The sequence below is a fragment of the Flavobacterium sp. genome, from assembly GCF_030146175.1.
GTDB lineage: Bacteria > Bacteroidota > Bacteroidia > Flavobacteriales > Flavobacteriaceae > Flavobacterium.
The window spans coordinates 38,970-59,841 of record NZ_JASLCE010000024.1 but is presented as its reverse complement, the minus strand read 5'-3'; the positions used below and the strand labels follow the sequence as shown (position 1 = coordinate 59,841).

23 protein-coding genes are annotated in these 20,872 nt (G+C 38.5%); 8 read left to right on the top strand and 15 right to left on the bottom strand.

Going from position 1 to position 20,872, the window contains the following annotated elements; genetic code table 11:
* From Q1R07_RS02930 to Q1R07_RS02900, 7 genes are all read left to right on the top strand, one after another.
* The coding region (locus tag Q1R07_RS02930) for a hypothetical protein (protein WP_300485833.1) at positions 1-596 on the top strand (596 nt) is incomplete at its 5' end.
* A 429-nt stretch (positions 597-1,025) separates the two neighbouring features.
* Positions 1,026-2,453 (top strand): DUF4041 domain-containing protein, encoded by a 1,428-nt coding sequence (locus Q1R07_RS02925; RefSeq protein WP_300485831.1) that lies wholly within the window; start codon positions 1,026-1,028, stop codon positions 2,451-2,453.
* A gap of 160 nt (positions 2,454-2,613) precedes the next feature.
* On the top strand, positions 2,614-3,105 hold the full coding sequence (locus Q1R07_RS02920; RefSeq protein ID WP_300485829.1) for a hypothetical protein: 492 nt from the start codon (positions 2,614-2,616) through the stop codon (positions 3,103-3,105).
* 255 nt (positions 3,106-3,360) lie between these two features.
* Complete coding sequence (locus tag Q1R07_RS02915; RefSeq protein WP_300485827.1) at positions 3,361-4,020, top strand: JAB domain-containing protein; 660 nt, start codon at positions 3,361-3,363, stop codon at positions 4,018-4,020.
* Between the two features lie 45 nt (positions 4,021-4,065).
* Positions 4,066-4,479: a hypothetical protein gene (locus Q1R07_RS02910; protein WP_300485825.1), complete on the top strand. Its 414-nt coding sequence runs from the start codon at positions 4,066-4,068 to the stop codon at positions 4,477-4,479.
* 73 nt (positions 4,480-4,552) lie between these two features.
* Complete coding sequence (locus Q1R07_RS02905; protein WP_300485823.1) at positions 4,553-5,116, top strand: hypothetical protein; 564 nt, start codon at positions 4,553-4,555, stop codon at positions 5,114-5,116.
* 76 nt (positions 5,117-5,192) lie between these two features.
* Positions 5,193-6,041: a hypothetical protein gene (locus Q1R07_RS02900; protein ID WP_300485821.1), complete on the top strand. Its 849-nt coding sequence runs from the start codon at positions 5,193-5,195 to the stop codon at positions 6,039-6,041.
* A 146-nt stretch (positions 6,042-6,187) separates the two neighbouring features.
* On the opposite strand, the gene Q1R07_RS02895 is transcribed toward Q1R07_RS02900, so the two are convergent.
* The 6 genes from Q1R07_RS02895 to Q1R07_RS02870 all read right to left on the bottom strand — a co-directional run bounded on the left by Q1R07_RS02895 (position 6,188) and on the right by Q1R07_RS02870 (position 12,286).
* On the bottom strand, positions 6,188-6,697 hold the full coding sequence (locus Q1R07_RS02895) for a GyrI-like domain-containing protein (RefSeq protein ID WP_366526330.1): 510 nt from the start codon (positions 6,695-6,697) through the stop codon (positions 6,188-6,190).
* Positions 6,698-6,710: 13 nt separating this feature from the next.
* Complete coding sequence (locus Q1R07_RS02890) at positions 6,711-7,340, bottom strand: hypothetical protein (RefSeq protein ID WP_300485819.1); 630 nt, start codon at positions 7,338-7,340, stop codon at positions 6,711-6,713.
* 80 nt (positions 7,341-7,420) lie between these two features.
* Positions 7,421-8,290 (bottom strand): cation diffusion facilitator family transporter, encoded by an 870-nt coding sequence (locus Q1R07_RS02885; RefSeq protein WP_300485817.1) that lies wholly within the window; start codon positions 8,288-8,290, stop codon positions 7,421-7,423.
* 78 nt (positions 8,291-8,368) lie between these two features.
* Positions 8,369-10,879: a cation-translocating P-type ATPase gene (locus tag Q1R07_RS02880; RefSeq protein WP_300485815.1), complete on the bottom strand. Its 2,511-nt coding sequence runs from the start codon at positions 10,877-10,879 to the stop codon at positions 8,369-8,371.
* Positions 10,880-10,898: 19 nt separating this feature from the next.
* Entirely contained in the window at positions 10,899-11,708 is an 810-nt protein-coding gene (locus Q1R07_RS02875; protein ID WP_300485813.1) for an alpha/beta fold hydrolase, read from the bottom strand.
* A 41-nt stretch (positions 11,709-11,749) separates the two neighbouring features.
* The gene (locus Q1R07_RS02870) at positions 11,750-12,286 is read right to left on the bottom strand and encodes a DUF2867 domain-containing protein (RefSeq protein WP_300485811.1); all 537 of its coding nucleotides are present in this window, start codon (positions 12,284-12,286) and stop codon (positions 11,750-11,752) included.
* A gap of 79 nt (positions 12,287-12,365) precedes the next feature.
* Between Q1R07_RS02870 and Q1R07_RS02865 the strand changes: the two genes are divergently transcribed.
* Complete coding sequence (locus Q1R07_RS02865; protein ID WP_300485809.1) at positions 12,366-12,992, top strand: TetR/AcrR family transcriptional regulator; 627 nt, start codon at positions 12,366-12,368, stop codon at positions 12,990-12,992.
* 15 nt (positions 12,993-13,007) lie between these two features.
* Here Q1R07_RS02865 and Q1R07_RS02860 read toward each other — a convergent pair whose 3' ends face one another.
* From Q1R07_RS02860 to Q1R07_RS02820, 9 genes are all read right to left on the bottom strand, one after another.
* A complete protein-coding gene (locus Q1R07_RS02860) occupies positions 13,008-13,376 on the bottom strand; it encodes a nuclear transport factor 2 family protein (RefSeq protein ID WP_300485807.1) in 369 nt (122 codons plus the stop codon).
* A gap of 1 nt (position 13,377) precedes the next feature.
* Positions 13,378-13,821: an SRPBCC domain-containing protein gene (locus Q1R07_RS02855; RefSeq protein ID WP_300485805.1), complete on the bottom strand. Its 444-nt coding sequence runs from the start codon at positions 13,819-13,821 to the stop codon at positions 13,378-13,380.
* Between the two features lie 18 nt (positions 13,822-13,839).
* The gene (locus Q1R07_RS02850) at positions 13,840-14,751 is read right to left on the bottom strand and encodes a hypothetical protein (RefSeq protein ID WP_300485803.1); all 912 of its coding nucleotides are present in this window, start codon (positions 14,749-14,751) and stop codon (positions 13,840-13,842) included.
* 11 nt (positions 14,752-14,762) lie between these two features.
* Positions 14,763-15,209 carry an SRPBCC family protein gene (locus tag Q1R07_RS02845; protein ID WP_300485801.1) on the bottom strand — a complete coding sequence of 149 codons (447 nt, stop codon included), beginning with the start codon at positions 15,207-15,209 and terminating at the stop codon, positions 14,763-14,765.
* Positions 15,210-15,220: 11 nt separating this feature from the next.
* Complete coding sequence (locus tag Q1R07_RS02840; RefSeq protein WP_300485799.1) at positions 15,221-15,706, bottom strand: VOC family protein; 486 nt, start codon at positions 15,704-15,706, stop codon at positions 15,221-15,223.
* Positions 15,707-15,893: 187 nt separating this feature from the next.
* Positions 15,894-16,391 carry a VOC family protein gene (locus tag Q1R07_RS02835; protein WP_300485797.1) on the bottom strand — a complete coding sequence of 166 codons (498 nt, stop codon included), beginning with the start codon at positions 16,389-16,391 and terminating at the stop codon, positions 15,894-15,896.
* Positions 16,392-16,463: 72 nt separating this feature from the next.
* On the bottom strand, positions 16,464-17,396 hold the full coding sequence (locus Q1R07_RS02830) for an AraC family transcriptional regulator (protein ID WP_300485795.1): 933 nt from the start codon (positions 17,394-17,396) through the stop codon (positions 16,464-16,466).
* A 196-nt stretch (positions 17,397-17,592) separates the two neighbouring features.
* On the bottom strand, positions 17,593-18,156 hold the full coding sequence (locus Q1R07_RS02825) for an AAA family ATPase (RefSeq protein ID WP_300485793.1): 564 nt from the start codon (positions 18,154-18,156) through the stop codon (positions 17,593-17,595).
* Between the two features lie 133 nt (positions 18,157-18,289).
* Entirely contained in the window at positions 18,290-20,695 is a 2,406-nt protein-coding gene (locus Q1R07_RS02820; RefSeq protein WP_300485791.1) for an alpha-ketoacid dehydrogenase subunit alpha/beta, read from the bottom strand.
* Between the last annotated feature and the right edge of the window lie 177 nt (positions 20,696-20,872).

Here is a 20,872-nt window from a genome sequence, read left to right as displayed (position 1 = left end):
ACAGCATACAAAACAATTATTCTCATAAAATACTTGATTTTTATAATATGGAGTATGTAGATAAAGAAGGAATAATATGTGTTATTTACTCAAAACTTAAACCTTATTATGAAGATGGAAAATATATTCTTAACGATTGTCATTCTTGTGGTGGTGAGTTAAGTTTTGTCGAATTTGGAAAATATTCCAACGGTTGGAAAATTGAAAATAAATATTTACGAAACTTAGAAGATGGTCAATGGGGAGAACCAAGCTCAAATTGGAAGCTAATGAATATTGGTTACCACAAATTCGGGTTTGTTATTGAAGCTGGTGGAACTGGCCAAGGATATACAGAAATGTACACTAATATATATTCAATTATAGGGGACGAATTTAAAAATATTTTTAGTGAGATGACTGGTTTCGATGATTCAGGAGCAATTAGTCCCTCACAGGATGCATATGATAGTAACATTACTGTTATAAAAGAAGGCACTGGATTTTACGATATAATTTTAACAACTAAAGGTCTTAAAAATAAAAAGGCTTTTACAGAAAAAAACTACTATAAGTTCGATGGAATAAAATATAGCATTAGTAATAATTTCAAGTAAAAGTTATAATGAGTCTATTCTAATACTAACTACTTGTTTGCACAATTTCGAGGTTTCCTTAGCTTGGAAATTATAGATCCCAAAAGACATAATCTTCGACTGTAGAATTACAATCGCTCTACTCTCAACAATTGCATGGCCGCTAACCATTAACTACAACCTAAATTGAATCACACTAACTATACGGCTTTCCGTAACTTAATTCATTAGTAAATCAATAATTTAGCTCAATCAATAGATTTTGAATGGGTTACTCCTAAAAAACTACAACTAACAATAATTGCTTGTCCGGTTACTTTTGAGAACTCAAACAGAATTCTTTTATGTACATACTTATAAAGTTTAGTACTAAACCAATTAATACTAATAGCAGAAATCATTATAGCAATATTACTCTAAACACAAAACCAAAAGCAAAATCAGTAATCTATGGGACTATTTGACTTTTTAAAGAAAAAAGAATTTGAAGAAATTAATCAACTCAAAAGTGATTTAGAAATACACAAATCTAATTGCAATAGCAAGATAGAGAATCTAAATAAACAACTGGAAAGATATAGTGCTTTAATCAGTATTGAAAATGAAGTCCAAAACAAGAAACAGGAATTAGAGAATATTATTTCTGAAAAACAGCTTCAAATAAATTTACAACAAAATGAATTTAAGAAGCTAAATGAAAATTATCAAGATTCATTAGAAACATATAAGAAATTAAGAAAAGAAGTTGGTCTTTTTGAGAACAAACTTGACTTGATTGAATTTGGAATTTATGAACCAATTTATGATTTTGACAAATCCGATGACTTCCGACAAGCTCAAAATGAAGTTATTGCGGAGCAAAAACAAATGATTCAAGATGACACTGCTGCTTTATGCAGTACAAAATGGACAGTTGAAGGAAGCGAAGCGAAAGGGAAAGCTGTTGTAAAAGTATATAAGAAATTGATGCTCAGAGCTTTCAATGGTGAATGTGATGTAATGATTGCTAAAGTAAAATGGAATAACATTAATCAAATGAAAGAAAGAATGTCAAAGACATTCAGTGCAATAAATAAATTAGGAGAAGGATTCCATGTTTCTATTAATACCGGGTATTTTAAATTGAAAGAGCAAGAATTAATACTTGAATATGAGTTCCAGGCTAAAAAGCAAAAGGAAAAAGAGGAAATGAAAGCAATTCAAGATGAAATAAGAGAAGAAGAAAAAGCTAGAAGAGATTTTGAAAAAGCTCAAAGAGAAGCAGAAAAACAAGAAACAATGTTCGAAAAAGCCTTAGATAAAGTTCGTAAAGAGTTTGAACAGGCTAATGGAGTGAAAGCAGAAAAACTACAAGAACAAATTGCTAAACTTGAACAAGAACTACAAGAAGCCCACGAGAAAAAGGAAAGAGCTCTTTCTATGGCGCAACAAACCAAACGAGGACATGTTTACATTATTTCGAATATTGGAGCGTTTGGTGAAAACATGTATAAAATTGGTATGACCAGAAGGCTCGAACCTCTTGATCGTGTTAAAGAACTCGGAGATGCATCTGTCCCATTTCAATTTGATGTACATGCTATGATATATAGTGATGAAGCAAGAACACTAGAATATGAATTACATAAAGCTTTTACACATAAAAAAGTGAACATGATAAATCACCGAAAAGAGTTTTTTAATGTTACACTTGAAGAAATAGAAGATACAATAAAACTATTGGGATTTGAAGCTGAGTTTATTAGATTACCTGAAGCTATGGAGTACAGAGAAACACTTGCCATTTTAGAAAAATTAAAAAATGGCGAAAATCTAAAGACTATAGAAGAATTAATAACAGAAGAATTCCCAATGTGTTTAAATGCTGACGATGAATAAAAAATTGTCTACAAAAGTGGTTTAACGAAATAGTAGTTTGGTTTTTCGTTAGCGGAAAATTGTTAAACTGAAATTTCACATTCTTTAGATATTTTTTAGAAAACCTCTACTTTGTTAAGCTTCGGAACGTTAATTACAATACCAACCAAACTTTAAATAAATGAAAACTACAGAAGAAAAAATAATACGAATTGGCGGTTTAATCGCTTTAGGAATAATAGGCAGTCTAATATTTACTTATTGGCTTATGAGTGGAAAATCTAAAGATGAATTGGAAGCTTTTAATAATATGTTTGGAGGGTTAAATACTTTATTTTCGGGGTTAGCTTTAGCGGGAATAATTCTAACAATTCTGCTGCAGAAAAATGAGCTGACATTACAGCGACAAGAATTAGTAGAAACAAGAGAAGAACTCAGACGAACTGCAGAAGCTCAAGAAAAAGCAGAAATGGCGTTAAATAGACAAGCAGAAAATTTAAAAATTTCAGCTAAGCTTTCAGCAATGAGTACACTTGTGAATTACTATGGAGAAGAAGCATCGAGTAACAACGACATTTTTGGTCTATCAATTGAGCGTTCAAATTCACAAACAAAAAGGAAAGAATATATTTTAAAAATTGAAGAAATTCTCCGTAAAAAAGAGCTGAATTAAATATACTGTAGCTAACAGCAGATTGGCAAAAAAGCTCGTCACATTTTTTCAGAACATCCATTGCCAACGTATCCAATTTCTCCTTCCTGTCTAAGCCAGGCCAAATAATCCCAACGCACTCCCTATTATCCCTCTACTTATTTTACATCTTCAAAAAAGTTTACCTTTAAAAATACCGCTAATTGCGCAGAATAAACAAACTCACATTAGGCAGAAACGATACTACAAAAATTGTACTACCTAATTATTGTATCAATGGATGTAAAACTAACAGAGACACAAAAAATCAAAATTCTTAATTCTGATGACATTTATGTTATCATGCAACAAGTATTGCTTCGGGAAAATAAAATTGATCTCAATCGGGAGCATTTTTGGGTTATTGGGTTAGCCAACAATAACCTGGTGCTTTTTATTGAACTGATCAGCTTGGGAACCGTTAACAAAACGCTTGTTCATCCTATGGAAGTGTTCAGTTTTGCATTACAAAAACGAGCGGTTAAAATCATTCTTTGCCATAATCACCCGAGTGGCGAACTAAAACCCTCGGATGCCGATAAAGACATTACCGACCGATTAATACAAGTGGGTATAATTATTCAAACCGAAGTCATCGATCATTTAATCATTTCAGAAAAAAGCTATCTAAGCTTTACCGATATTGGACTTATGGACGAATTAAGAAAAAGTACCAAATGGGTTCCAAGGTATGTACTGGAAGAGCGAATACAAAAGGAAGCAAAGGAACTTGGAAGAACAGCAGGTTTAAAAACCGGTTTAAGAACCGGTCGGGATGCAAAAGCAAGAGAAATGGCAACGAAATGTTTGGAGGAAAGGATGGAAATCGAATATATTGCGAAACTAACCGGGCTTACCGTAAAAGTTGTCGAGAGTTTAAAACAGAAAATGCAATAAAGCAACCCAAATGAGGTTTGCATCAAAACAAGTAACCAACGCTATATGATCAAAATAAATATAAATTCCCTTGACGGCGAACTGGATATCGAAATTAAGAAAAATGATAATCAGTATGATTTGATTGTTATCATGTCGAAATCAGACTATTTTCAGGAAAAGGGTAGGGTTTGGCATAAACAAATTGACGATAATCAAACGATAAACAAAATTGTCAATCTAATCAAAGCCTGTCATATGAATCCATCTGTCCCGAAAGGGATAACGATTAATGATGGTATCTTTAGAAAAATTAGTCTGGATGATGATACTGTAGCCATCCATTTAGTCCTTAAAGACAGTTATCATGAAAAAACAAATGAATCGGAGCTTATAGAAAGTATCTTTGAATATATTTGCGAATGTATACAAGATCCGATTCTTGAAAAATATACACGCGCTTTCGATAACTCCAAGTAAATTGTCGACTGCAACGATGCTATAGCGGAATCGCACTAATTCTTACCAAAACAAGTAACCCATAAATAGAAAAATGTCCCATTTAAGTCAGGTTATTGTAATTGTTGTTCCTCCTTCTGATATGAAGTGTGTGTTTGATCGTATGGACACTGTTTTAAGGAAGCATCATTTCGAATTCGAAGAAGAACCATTCGAAAGCATTATTCTTTCCGATATTGAAACCGATGATGGCAACGATTATGTGTATGAATCGGAATCCATCGATCCGGAGTCGAAGTTGGAAAGAGAAGCGGCTATTGAAAAACTTAGAAACCACAGGACCGGAGGATTAGTCAACTATAGAGGTATTGAAGAAAAATTTGATGGATTGGCACCCTATGATGTTGGCGTTTCATTTGATTCATTAGATAATCAGACGATTGAATATATGGTTATTACCACAAGAGATTATATATACGATCCTCATGCCGCAGTTTTTGAAAATATTATCGCAACCATTTTAGATTCGATGGTCGTTATTGGTATCGCAAATGGTAAAGATTATCCGTACGAATGGAGCGAAGCAGAAGTAGCGCAATTGATCAAGAAAGGAGAACTTGAAGGGACACATCCGCGATTATGCTATAAGAGAAGCTAATAAAACAAAAAATCACTTCGAATTGAGTCATCCCAATACTACAACCGCTCGAATTTTCTTTCTTAAATCTAGAATAATGAATAGTGCCATTGTTTTTAGACGTGGCCCAACCGATTGGATTCAGATGAGTATCTGGAATTTGGATAACGACACGTTGGAACCCGGACAATGGATCCATAAAAAAGTACCGATGCGAAATTGTGATATATCGCCTTCCGGTAACTACCTGATTTATGCGGTCGATAATTTTGAAAACGGTAGGAGCAGAACGGTCATCAGTAAACCGCCATTTTGGACTGCGCTTACCGTTTGGGAACACGGAGATATGCTTTTTGATAAAGGAGGAGGGTTATTCGCCGATGAAAAAACAGTAGTACTTAATGTACAATCTACCCAAGCGCTTGAACACTATCCCGTACCGTCTCATTTGAATGTTGAAACTTTCCAAACACAAAAAGAATATTCATTATCGAAGGGACATGTTAATTTATTGCACGAGCATCGACAGGAAATAAACGGATGGACGGAAGAAAAGGATCCCTCTTTTATTCAAAAGGAAACGACGCCGTTACTCCAAGAAACGAATCCGAAAAGTATCGTTCCAAAACTTTGGAAAAAAAATATAACCAATAGTGCGGCTTTGTATTGGATTACCTTTTATGATCCCGAACTGCGAAAAAACGTTGATTTGTTTTATTTGGGAAGAAAGGAAGAGAAAATAAAGCTCCATGATATTACGTGGGCCAACATTGACAATAGAAACCGGATAATTGCGACCAAAGAAGGAAAATTATATGCTTCAAAAATAGCAGCCGACGGTTCTGTTGACTATACAAATCTGGAAATGATGCACGATTTGAATCCCTTAAAACCAAGTCGGATACCGACACCGTTAACGATGAAAACCTGGGAAGATAGCCTATAACACGGGTTTTGCGTCAGGCATATAGAAACGAATACGAAATCATCTTGTACAAAATAAAAAGCACGGATTACAAATCCGCGCTATCAGGTTAGCGCGGATTTGTACCAGATAGCGCGGATTTGTAATCCGTGCTTTTATACTTTAGATTATGCCAGGGCGATATAAATAGCCACTTCGGCATTTTCAGGATCACTGGCTTTTTCGGAATAAACTTCAAAGTCGGCGGTGTACGCTCTGTTTCTGTCGGAATTCCAGATATCAAACCAGGCTTCGGCAAGTGCGCCTTGAAAAATGTTTCCTTTCACAATTATTTTTTCATACGTATCGGATGTAAACGTTTTGGCGACCATTCCTTCCGGAACAAGCGACGTATCGGATACACGACAACCCAAAATGGTGGTATACGGTTGGGTATGGTCTTTTTCGTAATCGGTGTAAATACAATAAATCGTAGTATCGATTTTGTTCGGAATCTTTTCCAGCAGTTTTTCCGATATAAATTGTTGCCATAACGCTCCGATATCGGTCATCGCCTGTTGATTTTCGTTGGTGGTGCGTACGGCAATTCCGATCACGCTAAAAGATTCTATTTTTTCAATAGTCATGGTTTTTGTTTTTAAAGGTAAATGGGAAACGGATTGTCCAAATGTATTCATTTTAAAGGTGATTTTAGGATACGACCGACCAAAAATCAAGTGCCATTCGGGTTTCGTCGATCATTTCCATCAACGCCAGACCGTTTGAATCGGAAAGATAACCGGAACAGATTTGTTGTGTGGCTTCCAAAGTTGTTCCAAAGGTCACTTCGGCATACATATCTTCCGAAAGCGATCCGATAAAATGCAATTGGGTATTTTGGAAACGCGATAGGTAATTTTTTTCAATAGCCTCGGAAACCGATAGTAACTGCTGAAGATTCCCTTTTTTTAAGGCAAATGTTCCGAATTCAATACAGGAAAAATGCTCCGGCATAAAGAAGGCTTCTTTTTCGATGTCCAGATAATGGATGTCGACCGTTTTTTTATCGATCAATTTTAAAAAAGAAAGCGCACCGGGATTCGAAACGATATCTTTTTCAATAGCAGTAAGTACAGCGGTGTGCTCGGCCAAAAGAATATTCGCATATTCTCCTTTATCATTTTTAGCCAGACAGTGAAAAACAATGCCTTTCTGATGTGCCAGAAAATCATTTTCGAAATCGGAAATGGCTTTTAAGAGCGCTTCTTCTGTGGTGTTTTCGGTTATTCGGAAACGGGTAAATTCCATTACGGAAGCCTTCAGGTGGGGTACTTTTATCATGGTGTTATGTGATTAAATTACTAACAGCACGAAAGTAGTCGTGGCGAGTGACAACAGTATGTCAGTTGCCGTAAAAAAAATTATTCGTTGGGTTCGATATGAATCAGAATATGACCCAGTTCCGGGATTTGTTCTTTTAGTGTATCCTTAAGTCGGTGTGCGATTTCATGGCCTTCTTTAACGGTAAGCTGTGCGTTTACAATAGCGTGCAAATCCACATGGTATTTCATACCGGATTTACGGATAAAACATTTTTCGGTATCGATAACACCATCCACCTGAACTGAAATGGTACGTATTTCTTCGATCAGATCGTCGTAAAAATGTTCATCCATGATTTCACCCAAAGCGGGACGGAAAATCAGATAGCTGTTATAAAGGATAAAAAAAGACGCAAACAAAGCCGCCCAATCGTCGGCCGATTCGTATCCTTTTCCAAAAAACAAAGCAATGGAAATCCCGATAAATGCAGCCAGCGACGTAATAGCATCGCTTCGGTGGTGCCAGGCATCGGCTTTTAAAGATGAACTATTGGTTTCGACTCCTTTTTTATAAACCATCCGAAACGAAATCTCTTTCCAGATAATAATAGCCCCCAAAACGATCAGTGTATACGGTTTTGGCAGGTCATGTGGTGTATTGATATTGATAATGCTTTCGTAGGCAATAATCGTAGCCGAAGTGATCAGAAAGCCTACAACAAGGAAGGTGATCAAAGGTTCGGCCCGCCCGTGTCCGTAAGGATGATTTTTATCGGCGGGTCTATTGGAATATTTAATACCGAACAATACGAGAAATGAAGCAAAAATATCGGTAGTCGATTCGATCGCATCGGCAATAAGGGCGTAGGAGTTCCCAAAATAACCGGTTAATCCTTTAATCAGCGCCAGAGCGGTATTTCCGATAATACTGAAATAGGTGGTCTTGATAGCGGTTTGTTCGTTCGTCATAGTAAGCTTCCAAATAGAGGTCGAAATTACATAAAATATAAATGTCCGAAGATTAAAAAAATGTTTTTTAAACGAGAACTATTTTTTCTGTTCGTAAGGGTTATGCTCCTTGCTGCGTTTCCATCCTTTGACCAGTTCAAACCAGATAACCGATAAAAATCCAACGGCACTACTAAGCGCTAATGATTGTAACGGTAGCTTTTCGAACTCAAAAAAGGAAGTCAGCGGCGGAATAAACAACATCATGCCGAGCAGTACCAATGTCAATAGAATGATCCCTGTAATCATATTGTTTTTATAGCGCAATGTTCGTATCACGGAATAATAAAACGAACGGTTCACTAGCGTCAGGAAAATATTTGCAATAATCAATGTTGTAAAAACCAGCGTTCGCGTTGCATTTTCGCTATAACCATTATGAACTGCAAACTGGTACACAACGATAATTCCGGCCGTTATACCCAATCCTTGTATGATGCTGGTAAAAAGCTCTTTCCAGTTAAAAAACGTACTCGAAAACGGTCGTGGTTTCCGATTCATACTATTGGCTTCCATCGGTTCGTTTTCATAAATGATGGAGCAGGTAGGTCCCATGATCAATTCGAGAAAAATCACGTGAACCGGCGAAAAGATATTCGGATACATCCAACCCAATGCCAACGGTAAAAAGACCGTTAAAATAATCGGGATATGAATTGAGATAATGTACTGGATTGCTTTTTTCAGATTGGTATAAATCCGTCTTCCCATCGCAATGGCGGTAACCATTTTTGATAAATCGTCTTCCAGTAAAATCAGGGAAGCCGCCTGTTTGGCAATTTCGGTACCTTTTTTCCCCATGGCGATACCAATATGCGCTGCTTTTAGTGCCGGTCCGTCATTTACGCCGTCGCCGGTCATGGCTACGATTTCGCCCTGAGCTTTTAAAGCATTGATGATTTTTAGTTTGGCTTCGGGATACATTCGGGTAAATACATGGGTGTTTTGTACGCGTTGTTGTAGTTCCTGTTCGTCCATCCGCACCAGTTCGTCTCCATTCAAACTGTTTTCGCTACCCGAAAATTGAATCTGCCGTGCTATGGCAGTCGTGGTTTCGGCATTGTCTCCCGTTACAATTTTTACCGTAATACCGGCTTTGTAAAATTGTTGCAGCACTTCGCCGATATTTTTTTTCGGCGGATCGTAAAACGCCACGATTCCTTTAAATTCAAATGAAAAATCCTGTTGGCGTTTCGGGTATTGCGTTCCGTCAAAAGTGGCTTCAGCTACGCCAAGAATGCGGTAACCGTCGGAAGCGAGTTGCTGAATCGCATTGTTGATTTTATTTTTTTGTGTTTCGTCAAAAGGAATGCAGTCTAAAAAAGCTTCGGGTGCCCCTTTGGCAGCAATAATGCGGTTTTTGGAGCTGTTTTCGAAGATATGCGTCATCATGGGTGGCTTACCGCCTAAAGGGTATTCGTGCGCCATTTTATATTCCGGGCGTTCATCGGGATTATGGGTTTCCCGATAAGCGTTATGAAGCGCAATTTCCATCGGATCAAAAGGAATCGGTTCACTGGACCACATCGCCATCCGAATGATTGCATTGCTTTCGCTATTCGTACTGTCGGTATAATCCGAAATCGTATCGGTTTGAAACGAATAGATTTTAGCCAGGCTCATTTTATTTTCGGTGAGTGTTCCGGTTTTATCGGTACAAATCACAGTAGCACTACCAAGGGTTTCTACTGTTTTCATTTGTTTGACCAATATTCCCAACCGCATTAAACGCCAGGCTCCGAGTGCCATAAATGTGGTAAAAGCTACGGGGATTTCTTCCGGGAGTATACTCATGGCGAGCGTTAAGGCTTTGAGTAAACTGTCGAGCAGGTTTCCGGAATGATAATAATTAATACTCCATACAATCAGGAAAATAATAGCACCCAAAAGCACCATTTTTTTGACAAAATTCCCGATTTGTTGTTCGAGCGGCGTTTTTTCCTCTTTGATGCTTTCGAGGCTTTTTCCGATTTGTCCCAGTCGGGTTTGATTGCCAATAGCCGTAACGATAGCAATCGCAAGTCCGCTTACAACGGTGGTTCCCTGATAGAGGTAGGGTTCCGGACTTGTAGAGTCTTTGGAGACGGATAGGGATTCGCCGGTGAGAATCGATTCGTTAACCGAAAAGTCGTTGGCCTGTATAATCCGGGCATCGGCAGCAATAGAAGTTCCTTCTTCCACCACGAGATGATCGCCTACAACGAGTTCGGTACTTTTTATTTTTTCGGTAGTACCGTTGCGAATTACGGTACATTCCGGTTCGGTATAAGCTTTTAATTTTTCGAGAGCATTCCGACTTCGGGAATCCTGATATAAGGAGATGGCGGCTACGAGAACAATGGCCGAAGCAAGGAAAATCGCATCACCGGTATCACCACTGATAAAATACAATAGTGCTGCGACTAAAAGCAATACCACCATCGGTTCTTTTAGCAATTCTTTGACAGCTTTCCAGAATCCGTTTTCTTTTTTGTAGTCGACTTCGTTTTTACCGTATTTTTTTCGGGATTCGAGTACTTCTTGTGTGGTAAGGCCTTTACTATCCTGCATGGTTTATAAGATTGTGGAGTTAACGTTGTATAAAACTGTTTATTTTTTGCATATAGGTAGTTCCAAAATCCCCCTGCGATAATTTAGCAAAACCTTCCAGATGATTCCCGTCAAATTCGATTAATTCTCTGTTTGTAGCCATTTCCGAAAACAACTTACTGTCTGCCACCGTAGTCATTTTGTCTTGTTTTCCGGCAAAAAGTAAATAAGGACAACGGATCGTAGACGATAATTTTTGAATGTTGAAATTTGTATCCGGTAGTAATATCGTTTTGTCTTTAGCCTGTTTGATTTTGGCAGCAATGGCAGATGGATCGAAAACCAAACCTTCGGCAATTACAAAATCGACCGACTGTTTCTGTAGGGCCATGTTGGTCATAATGGTTCCCATTGAAAATGCCCAGATACCGGTTTTGTTATTTTTATTTTTGGTTTTAGTCCATTGGATTACAGCTTCCAGATCGGTTACAAATTCATTATAATACAGGTAATCATTGTTGATTGTAAAATCCTGACTTTGCCCGAAACCGCGATAATCAAAAAGTACTACGGTATAACCATTATTCGATGCAACCCACGCCTGATTGAGCCAATAGGACATGTTCCCGGAATCGCCATAAGTCAGAATCAAAGTGGTCTTTTTATCGTTCGCCGGATCGGGTTGAATTGTCCAGGAATGTAACGCATATCCATCGAAAGTAGTAATCGTATTGGTTGTATAGCGTAACGAAAGATCTTCCGGTTTTGCGATATAGTTTTTATCCGGTTTTAAAGCCCAGCTATTGGTAAATGACAGTAAAATGAGAAAGGAAATAAAATACTTTGCCATGGGGAATGTATTTAGTTTTAGGATTCCCTTAAAAGTACCGATTATTTAGCCAAATTCAAAGATTTTTTTCTTTTTGGATTGGTTTCCGAATCAGGAATTTTATAGGCTTGCCGCACCATGTTTTTAACAACCATGCGATGTAAGGGTTTTATAAACTGCATATACATACGTCCCTTACGGTTGTTGTACGATACCAGCGTTGTGACTTTTATATTGTATAAAGGCGTTTGCGAGCTTGTGATCACGGCTCTGAAATTGAGATGTGTATCATCGGCACCCAATAGCATTTCATTTTCGGTTATTGAAAAAATCCGAAAAAATCCAATGTAATGGCCTACTTCAAAACCGACGTTATAGTCTGCCGGTTTGTCGTTTTTCAGACCGATAAAGCGCACCATAAAATTACGGACAGCAAACAAGGCACGGATCCATTTTGGAGAACGACCAAAGATTAGTTGGGTTATTTCTGTAATTGAATTTGTATGATTTGTGGTAGCGAAAGTATCGGAAAAATCAATTCGTGTTAAACTACTTATAGCGTTTTCACCAGGCGTATAGTTAACTTCAATTACTTTCATAGGAGTAAATACTTTAGGGCAAATGTACTAAATAAAGTTAAAATTAGTACATGTGTACTAATTTTTATATTTTTGTAGTATGAATAAAACAAAAAAGAAAATATTGGGAGCGGCTTTAGAGCTTTTCAATACTTACGGATTGCCGAATGTGAGTCAGCGAAAAATCTCAGAGTATTTGGGAATAAGCCCCGGAAATCTAACGTACCATTTTAAAAAGAAAGAAAATATAGAGGAAGCTTTGTATTTTGATCTGGTTAACTGGATTAGTGAAGAATTTAGACAGATGGGCGAGAAGGAGGTGAGTTTACAGAATCTAATCACTTTTGTAGATAGCTTTTTTGTTACCATTTATGCCTATCGTTTTGTCTATTTGGATATCGTACACCTGATGCGCAATAACGATGTTATTTCGGCACATTATAAGCAACTGATCATTTCACGTAAGCTACAGTTTTTGCGCATGATTGAACAATTTATCGATTCCGGTCTGTTTCGTGAAGCAGAATTACTGGACGAATATGAAATGTTGTATAAGCGCATCCAGATTATTTTGGATTTTTATCTTTCGGCAGAAGAAATCACCGAAAATGCGATTGGCTACCGCCCGATGGGAAACCATACGCTTTTATTTATGCATTCCATTTATCCGTATCTGACCTTAAAAGGGAAAAAACAATTTCAGGAAATCCTGCCGCTTTATGAATAACGACAGGAAAGAATTTTACGAGTGATTGGTGGAGATATGCGGAAAATTTTCAATAATTTTCCATTCATTATGATCATCTAAAACTAGCGAGATAAAGGAGATAAACGACAAAGCACTACTTTTTAATTCTGCTTTGACCATAGCAATCTTACCGATCTGATCTACAGAAATAATGGTTAGTTCGCGAGGTTTTCCGCCAAATACTTTGTCTTCGATCAATTTCAAGTAATCGGTTTTACTGAAAATTACCACGCCTTCTTTTTCAAAAAAGCCGTTTTGTGTATTCCTGAAGTCCTGATGCAATACCCGATCCAATAGAGCGGTATCGCTGTTGTCGCCTCCTCTGATAAAATCGGTTACGGCGTTTAAAAGGGCTGTATTCATATTAGTTTCCGTTTTCTGCAATATTTTTTACAATTTCCAACGCCTGCGGAAATTTTTGGTTAAAATAGTCTTCAAAGTCTTCTGTAATGTCCATGCTGATTTCCAGTTGTGTTACCTCTTCCAAATCGATTAAAATATAGTTTTCCATCGCTCCGGTCCATTTTTTACTTTCCTCGTCCAACGGTTCTTCTTTACCGTTTTTAAGAATTCCGAGATGCTTAAAAGACATGATTTCATTTGGTACCATTTGATCAATAATACTATACATACCACTCTGACTGGCGTCTACAAACAGGATGCGACTACCTTCCTGCCAGTCGGAAACAGCGGTTGAACCTTCGCTGAAAACAGCAGCCCATTTACGGTAGTTGGCGTCTTCCCATAGCGCATTCCATACCGTGGTACGCGGCGCTTTAATATCGATTTTAAAATGTAGGATTTTCATAAGTTGGAGCTTTTGAGGTTAGTTTACTTTTTGGGATGCAGTTTTAATAATAATATCAGTATCGGAAATCTGACTATATCGAATGATCACATTTCCCTTTTTATTTTTATCGATCTCAATCGGTATCACATCATTTTCCCATTGGGTACAATGCGTTGAAAAAGGTTTGACCGCATAGATCCATTTTCCGTTTTTTAAAGTCCACACATAATAGGAACGCCAGCAACTGGTAAACCATTCAGGCAGCAGGCCAATTTCGTCGGTTTTGTTTCCGTTCAGGTCACCTTTATTAGTCGGGTAACCGCCAATACAGTCCTGAATACTAATGGCGGGGATTGTCGTGTCGGAAAACCGGATATAAGCGGTGCAACTACCAATGCAGTCCATTTCATTATCACTCAGTTGCGGTGCTTCCAGCCACATATACTCCATTTTGCCATCGCCATTATAATCGCCTTTTACGGCATCTTCCGGAATTTTAAAAGCGGATGCTTGTTTTTTAGCATGATTTTTATCGGTTATAAGATCGCTTTCCGCTATGATTTTCCAATCGGGAGCATCATTTTTAAAAACGAGATAAGAGGGATAATTTTCGTTTTTTCCGTTATACCGTACCGTTTTCAGAAAACTGCATTTCACAGTACCATCGGTCTGTTTTTCGATTATAATGTTGTTTACGGTTTGTTTAAAATCCGGGAATTTTTTTAATAGCGCTATTTTCCGGGTAATACAGCCGGCTTTGCTTTCCGGCTTCCCATAAAATAATACGGTAGTATCATATAAGGATTCGAACGAATCGGTAGTAGTAGTACTATGTGCGTTGTTCCATTGTTGAACCAAAGCGTGAAAAGGAGTGTCCGTAATTGACGGATTGCCGGCAAAAATAATCCGACTGATTAACAGAAAGCTATAAAGGAAGAGGTGTTTCATCGTTATAAATATCACTCAAAATCAGGAAAACGGTCGGCTACCAGTGCTAAGTTGATATGATGTTCCAAAAGTGCCTTCAAAGAGGCCAAAACGAGTGTAAAGCCTTCGGTAGCGTTGCGGACATCGGCAATAATTTCATCTACGGTTCCGTCGTAACCGGAGTCGGTAATGCTCACAAAAGTGGTGTTGTCTTCCCGTGCGGTAAACGCAAACTCAACCGTGGTAGGCCATTCGATTACGATACGTTTATTGGGTTCGATGGTTTTTACGGTTATGGTAACGGAATGGTGGTACATTTCCCAATCCCATTGTACGGATTTCCCGGCTTCGAGCGGTCCGCTGCTTTTGGTAAACCAGAATTTTGTGGTGATATCCGGGTTGATAAAGGCTTCAAATACTTCAGAAACCGGTCTGCGGATAAGCATTGCGGCTTTAGCGCTATACGTTTGTGGATGCATAGGAGATATTTTTAAGCGCCATTATAGGCTTGTTGCAGAATACTGATATCGAGTTTGTCCATTTGTAATAAAGCCATCATCACACGATGGGACTTTTCAGGATCGTTAGAACTCATAAGTTCGCCTATAATTGCAGGTACGATCTGCCAGGATACACCGTATTGATCCTGTAACCAACCGCATTTTTGCTGCTGACCACCTTCGGAAAGTTTATGCCATAAAAGATCAATTTCTTCCTGATTGTGACAATTTACGACAAATGAAATGGCCGGTGTAAAGGTAAATTGCGGGCCGCCATTTAGCGCGACGAATTCTTGTCCTTCCAGTAGAAAGCTGGCGGTCATTAATGTACCGGCTGGAGCAGGGCCACCTTCGCTATAATAGCTGGTTTTGAGTACGCGGGCATTGTTGAAAATGGAAATATAGAAATTCATGGCTTCTTCCGCCTGATTGTTAAACCAGAGAAAAGGCGTTATTTTTTGAATAGGTTTGTCCATAATCGGTAGTTTTTTGTTTGCTATCTCAAATTTAGCAGAATTGTAGGAATAAAAGAAGTATTTGATCGCTAAAACACGAGTAGTTTGTTGTAAGTGTGTGGAATAGGGATAAAAAATGGATGAGGTAAATCCAAATAAAGAGAAGAATCCTTTCAATGTTCTGGTATTGAAAGGATTCTTCTTTGAATCAGGGTTTGTATATTCCGTTAAAAAGGATTACCCGCCATTTGTCCGGATCTTCATAGGTTTCGCTTTTTCCGTTCCAATAGGGATTTTCAGGTGCTACGGGAGTGATTCCGGAATCGGCCATCCGTTGTACGGCCTGATGGTATTTTTCGGGTGTGTCAAAATAAAAAACCAATAAATTTTCGCGGGTTGGTTCCGGTAAAGCAGTCTGACTGTTATGTTGCGTAAATTCCAGGTGATACTGTTCGCCGGGAAGACCAAGCATAACGCCATCATAGCCATCGTGTCCGGAAAAGGAGCCCAATTCTTTTAAACCTAAAGCCTCTTTGTAAAAAGTCACAACCGCTTTTAAATTGTTGGTAGGACGTGCGATTCGGAACTGAACGGCACTGAAACCGCTTGTGTTTTCGTTCATGGTAACTGTTGTTTTTGTTTTGTTCTGACAGGCGGTTACAACGAATAACCCGGTCAAAACGGCTGTTGCTAAAAAATGTTTCATATAATTTTTAGGCAAATTTCCGGTAAAACGACAGGGACATCAAGAGCGGTATTGCGGTTATAAGAACCAATTTTACCGAGTTTGACGGTATTCGGATGGTGTCTGGTTTTTTTGCGCTTTAAAAAAACGTCCAAAATGTGAAATCGTATCAAAATTCAGAAAAATCGAAATCTCTTTAATGGTGAGTTCGGAATAGCGCAATAAAAATTCCGATTCCAATAGAATGCGTTGGTGGATCAAATCAATGGCAGAATAGCCTAATTGTTGTTTGGTACATTCGCTCAGGTATTTCGGAGTGATATGCAGTAAATCGGCATACTCTTTTACGGTTTTAAGTGTGGCAAAGTGACGGTCAATCAGTTTTCGGAATTTATGAACAATCTGGAACTGCCGGTTCATATTGGTTGTGGAATTGAGCAGACAGATTTCGCAAACGCGATTGTAATCGAATAGAATCTGAACCAGATATAACCGGATCATATCCAGAAAAAAAGGATTGGTCTTATTTTGTTCTTCGAGTATCTTATCAAACTTATACAGATTGGCCTCAAAATTGACCGTGTCCAGTTCAAAAATGGGCGGATAATCCGGATTGATATAGAGCAATTCATCCAAAATGGCGGTATTCAGGAATCCTTTTCTTAGAAAATCGGAACGGAATACGATTAGTTTGGCTTTAAAATCGTCTGAAAACCCGGATAAAGCATTAATATGTTCGGCTGGAATAATAGCGATATCGTGCGCTTTTATGGTAAATTGATGCTGACCAACAATGCTCTCCAGACTACCGGAAAGGCAAAGCAGTACGCTCGTAAATCCAAAGCGGGCCACGCCAACTGGTTTTACGGAATGATCAATTTCTAGGACTGCGAAATCGTCATGGAACGGCTTTGAATCGGCTTTTTCTGTCAATCCGGAAAAAAGCGAAATAAAAGTCGGGATATCCAAAGGTTTCGGACGTTGTAAAAAAAGTTCTTTGTTAATGTAGCATTGTTTTTCCAGCATGATAACCAGTTTCGATTATATTTTAGTAACGGTATTCGTATAACTTTTCGTGTTATAAATGTACGATTTTTTTATATTATTCTGAAAAACAACACTTTTTGATTATTTTTTGAAATTTGTTATAATCTGAAAAGAAAAATAAAATCGGAAACCGCTTTTGTTTTTAAGTGAAAAATAGATCCCTTTAATCTTTTGATCAAATGTTTTCCGGAGTGGCTTTTGTATGTCGTAGCATAAAAGCCAGTCGGTTTTCGACAGTGTCTTTTGGAACTTCTATAATGGTATAACCGTATTGTTGGTATGTTTTTACCATTTGTTCGTAGGTCGCAACGGCTTCTTCCCAACTTTGTTTGCGTTCGGCATCGGTATGATAAATCGCTTCCCAAGGCGGTAGGATAAAAACGTTACGATTGTAACGATACTCCCGGGCATACGATGTCATTATTTCGGTAATCGGTTGTTTTGTTAACTCGGCATAACATAAGGTATCGGGAATGCCGCGATCGAAAAAAACCGGCTGATTTGGAATGTGCTTTTTTGCAGTTTCCGTATAACTTAAAACCGAACGTTCGAGCATGAGCTGCGTATATAAAACGTAATCCTGCCAGGGTAGCGCAGTACCATTGTCCCGGATTTGTTCGCTGATAATTTCCCGGGCCACTTCGGGGATACACGAATAACCGCTTTGAGCGAGGGCTTCGAGTAAGGTGGTTTTTCCGGAACCGGGACCACCGGTTAGTACATAATAGTTATCCGGCATAAGGAATCTTTAAGTTGCGTTATCTAAGTTGTAAATAAAAGTAATAGCTGAGGCTTCGATTGCAATACGTTATGAATGTTGGGTAAGTAGCAAAAAAAACCGGAACTAATTCCGGTTTTTTAAAGGTCCTTTATTAATAAAGGCTTGGATATTTTGAAGGATTTACTTCGTTCATAATCTCATAAACCTTTTCGAAGATATCTTCTACAGATGGTTTGGAGAAATAATCCCCGTCGGTTCCATAAGCCGGACGGTGCGCTTTGGCAGCCAATGTTTGCGGCTGACTGTCTAAGTGCAAGTATCCTTTTTGTGTGTCGATAATCTGTTGTAAGATATAAGCCGAAGCACCACCTGGTACGTCTTCGTCGATTACCAGTAGGCGGTTGGTTTTGGCAAGGCTTTTCACGATGTCGTGGTTGATATCGAAAGGTAACAATGATTGTACATCGATGATTTCGGCATCAATACCTACTTCCTGTAATTCTTTAGCAGCCTGTTCTACCAAACGAAGTGTAGAACCGTAGGAAACCAAAGTAATATCGCTACCTTCTTTAAGTGTTTCGATCACACCAATTGGCGTCTTGAAATCTCCTAAATTGGTTGGCATTTTTTCTTTTAAACGATAGCCGTTCAAACACTCGATAACCAAAGCCGGTTCGTCGGTTTCCAATAAAGTATTGTAAAAACCGGCAGCTTTTGTCATACTACGCGGAACCAAAACATGGATACCACGAATGGCGTTCAGGATCATTCCCATTGGCGAACCGGAATGCCAGATTCCTTCTAAACGGTGTCCACGAGTTCTAATGATCAATGGTGCTTTCTGGCGACCTGCTGTACGGTATTGTAACGTAGCCAAATCGTCGCTCATGATCTGAATCGCATATAATAAATAATCCAGATATTGGATTTCGGCAATTGGTCGTAAACCACGCATTGCCATTCCGATTCCCTGACCTAAAATGGTCGCTTCACGGATACCGGCATCGGCCACACGGAATTCACCGTATTTTTCCTGCATGCCTTCCAATCCCTGATTTACGTCACCGATATTTCCGGAATCTTCTCCGAAAATCAAAGCTTCCGGGTATTTGGTAAAAATAGCATCGAAGTTATCACGGATAATTAAACGCGCGTCCACATCTTCGGAGGATTCGGTATAAACCGGAGCCACTTCGGCTACTTTATAAATGTTTTTATCCGATTGTGAGAACAAATGCGAACTATAACGCGGTTGTACTTTTTCGGTATAATTGGTAATCCAGCTGGCCAATTGTGCTTTTCCGCTTTCATTAACGATAAGACGAACAATTTTACGGGCTGTAACCAAAATATCTTTGCGAATTGGCTCTTTTATTGCGGCCAGATCGTTGCTGTATTTTTCAATAAAAACTTTATTCGGACTGGAAGCTGCGATAGTGTTTAAAAGCGCTACCAATTCTTGTTGTTCTTCTTTAATCGGGTTTACGTAGGCACTCCAGGCGGCTTTTTTACCTTCCAGAACCTGTTTTTTAGCCTCGGTATCCATCGCTTCGATTTCTTCGGCTGTAGCGATGTTGTTTTCGATTAGCCATTTACGCATTTGCGCCATACAATCGAACTCGGTTTCCCATTCCAAACGCTCTTTGCTTTTATAACGTTCGTGCGATCCGGAAGTAGAGTGACCCTGAGGTTGTGTTAATTCCTGTACGTGGATTAGTACCGGAATATGTTGTTCCCGTGCGATGGCAGCTGCTTTGGCATAGGTTTCGACCAAAGTAGGGTAATCCCATCCTTTAACGGTAATGATTTCATAACCGTTGGTGTCGGCTTCACGCTGGAATCCTTTTAATATTTCGGAAATACTTTCTTTTGTCGTTTGATAACGGGCGTGAACCGAAATTCCGTATTCATCGTCCCATACACTCATCACCATCGGTACCTGTAATACTCCGGCAGCGTTGATGGTTTCGAAAAACAAACCTTCGGAAGTAGAAGCGTTACCAATGGTTCCCCAGGCAACTTCATTTCCGTTTACAGAGAAATTGGTATTGTTTTCCAGTCCGCTTACATTGCGGTATATTTTTGAGGCCTGTGCTAAACCTAAAAGACGTGGCATTTGCCCGGCAGTAGGAGAGATATCGGCACTTGAATTTTTCTGAGCGGTAAGGTTTTTCCAGTTTCCGTTTTCATCCAGACTATGTGTGGCAAAGTGTCCTCCCATTTGACGTCCGGCACTCATCGGATCATGAGCCAAATCCGGATGGCCATACAAACCGGCAAAAAACTGTTGAATAGTCATTTCGCCAATTGCCATCATAAAGGTTTGGTCGCGGTAATATCCCGAACGGAAATCACCGTTTTTAAATGCCTTTGCCATAGCAAGTTGCGGCACTTCTTTACCATCTCCAAAAATCCCGAATTTCGCTTTACCGGTTAGTACTTCACGTCTTCCCAACAAGCTGCATTCTCTACTGATAGTTGCAATTTTATAATCGTTAAGCACTTCTGTTTTGAAATCTTCAAAAGAAAGCGCTTCTTTAGCGGCCGTTTGATTCATAGTCAAATAATAAAATAAATGAGATTTGGACAAATTTAATTATTTACCCAATACAAAACAAAGAATTGTTAAAATTACAATTTAATATTTGATAAAAAAAAGAGGGTATAGGATGCTTTTGTTGCATATATTTTATTGAAACCTATTTTTTGTCAAGGTATTTCTAATAAAATAAAA

Excerpts from the sequence above, each read along its gene's own strand:
- Q1R07_RS02925 (WP_300485831.1), top strand. The coding sequence starts at position 1,026 with ATGGGACTATTTGACTTTTTAAAGAAAAAAGAATTTGAAGAAATTAAT.
- Q1R07_RS02920 (WP_300485829.1), top strand. The coding sequence starts at position 2,614 with ATGAAAACTACAGAAGAAAAAATAATACGAATTGGCGGTTTAATCGCT.
- Q1R07_RS02915 (WP_300485827.1), top strand. The coding sequence starts at position 3,361 with ATGGATGTAAAACTAACAGAGACACAAAAAATCAAAATTCTTAATTCT.
- Q1R07_RS02910 (WP_300485825.1), top strand. The coding sequence starts at position 4,066 with ATGATCAAAATAAATATAAATTCCCTTGACGGCGAACTGGATATCGAA.
- Q1R07_RS02905 (WP_300485823.1), top strand. The coding sequence starts at position 4,553 with ATGTCCCATTTAAGTCAGGTTATTGTAATTGTTGTTCCTCCTTCTGAT.
- Q1R07_RS02900 (WP_300485821.1), top strand. The coding sequence starts at position 5,193 with ATGAATAGTGCCATTGTTTTTAGACGTGGCCCAACCGATTGGATTCAG.
- Q1R07_RS02895 (WP_366526330.1), bottom strand. The coding sequence starts at position 6,697 with ATGAATACATTTGGACAATCCGTTTCCCATTTACCTTTAAAAACAAAA.
- Q1R07_RS02890 (WP_300485819.1), bottom strand. The coding sequence starts at position 7,340 with ATGATAAAAGTACCCCACCTGAAGGCTTCCGTAATGGAATTTACCCGT.
- Q1R07_RS02885 (WP_300485817.1), bottom strand. The coding sequence starts at position 8,290 with ATGACGAACGAACAAACCGCTATCAAGACCACCTATTTCAGTATTATC.
- Q1R07_RS02880 (WP_300485815.1), bottom strand. The coding sequence starts at position 10,879 with ATGCAGGATAGTAAAGGCCTTACCACACAAGAAGTACTCGAATCCCGA.
- Q1R07_RS02875 (WP_300485813.1), bottom strand. The coding sequence starts at position 11,708 with ATGGCAAAGTATTTTATTTCCTTTCTCATTTTACTGTCATTTACCAAT.
- Q1R07_RS02870 (WP_300485811.1), bottom strand. The coding sequence starts at position 12,286 with ATGAAAGTAATTGAAGTTAACTATACGCCTGGTGAAAACGCTATAAGT.
- Q1R07_RS02865 (WP_300485809.1), top strand. The coding sequence starts at position 12,366 with ATGAATAAAACAAAAAAGAAAATATTGGGAGCGGCTTTAGAGCTTTTC.
- Q1R07_RS02860 (WP_300485807.1), bottom strand. The coding sequence starts at position 13,376 with ATGAATACAGCCCTTTTAAACGCCGTAACCGATTTTATCAGAGGAGGC.
- Q1R07_RS02855 (WP_300485805.1), bottom strand. The coding sequence starts at position 13,821 with ATGAAAATCCTACATTTTAAAATCGATATTAAAGCGCCGCGTACCACG.
- Q1R07_RS02850 (WP_300485803.1), bottom strand. The coding sequence starts at position 14,751 with ATGAAACACCTCTTCCTTTATAGCTTTCTGTTAATCAGTCGGATTATT.
- Q1R07_RS02845 (WP_300485801.1), bottom strand. The coding sequence starts at position 15,209 with ATGCATCCACAAACGTATAGCGCTAAAGCCGCAATGCTTATCCGCAGA.
- Q1R07_RS02840 (WP_300485799.1), bottom strand. The coding sequence starts at position 15,706 with ATGGACAAACCTATTCAAAAAATAACGCCTTTTCTCTGGTTTAACAAT.
- Q1R07_RS02835 (WP_300485797.1), bottom strand. The coding sequence starts at position 16,391 with ATGAAACATTTTTTAGCAACAGCCGTTTTGACCGGGTTATTCGTTGTA.
- Q1R07_RS02830 (WP_300485795.1), bottom strand. The coding sequence starts at position 17,396 with ATGCTGGAAAAACAATGCTACATTAACAAAGAACTTTTTTTACAACGT.
- Q1R07_RS02825 (WP_300485793.1), bottom strand. The coding sequence starts at position 18,156 with ATGCCGGATAACTATTATGTACTAACCGGTGGTCCCGGTTCCGGAAAA.
- Q1R07_RS02820 (WP_300485791.1), bottom strand. The coding sequence starts at position 20,695 with ATGAATCAAACGGCCGCTAAAGAAGCGCTTTCTTTTGAAGATTTCAAA.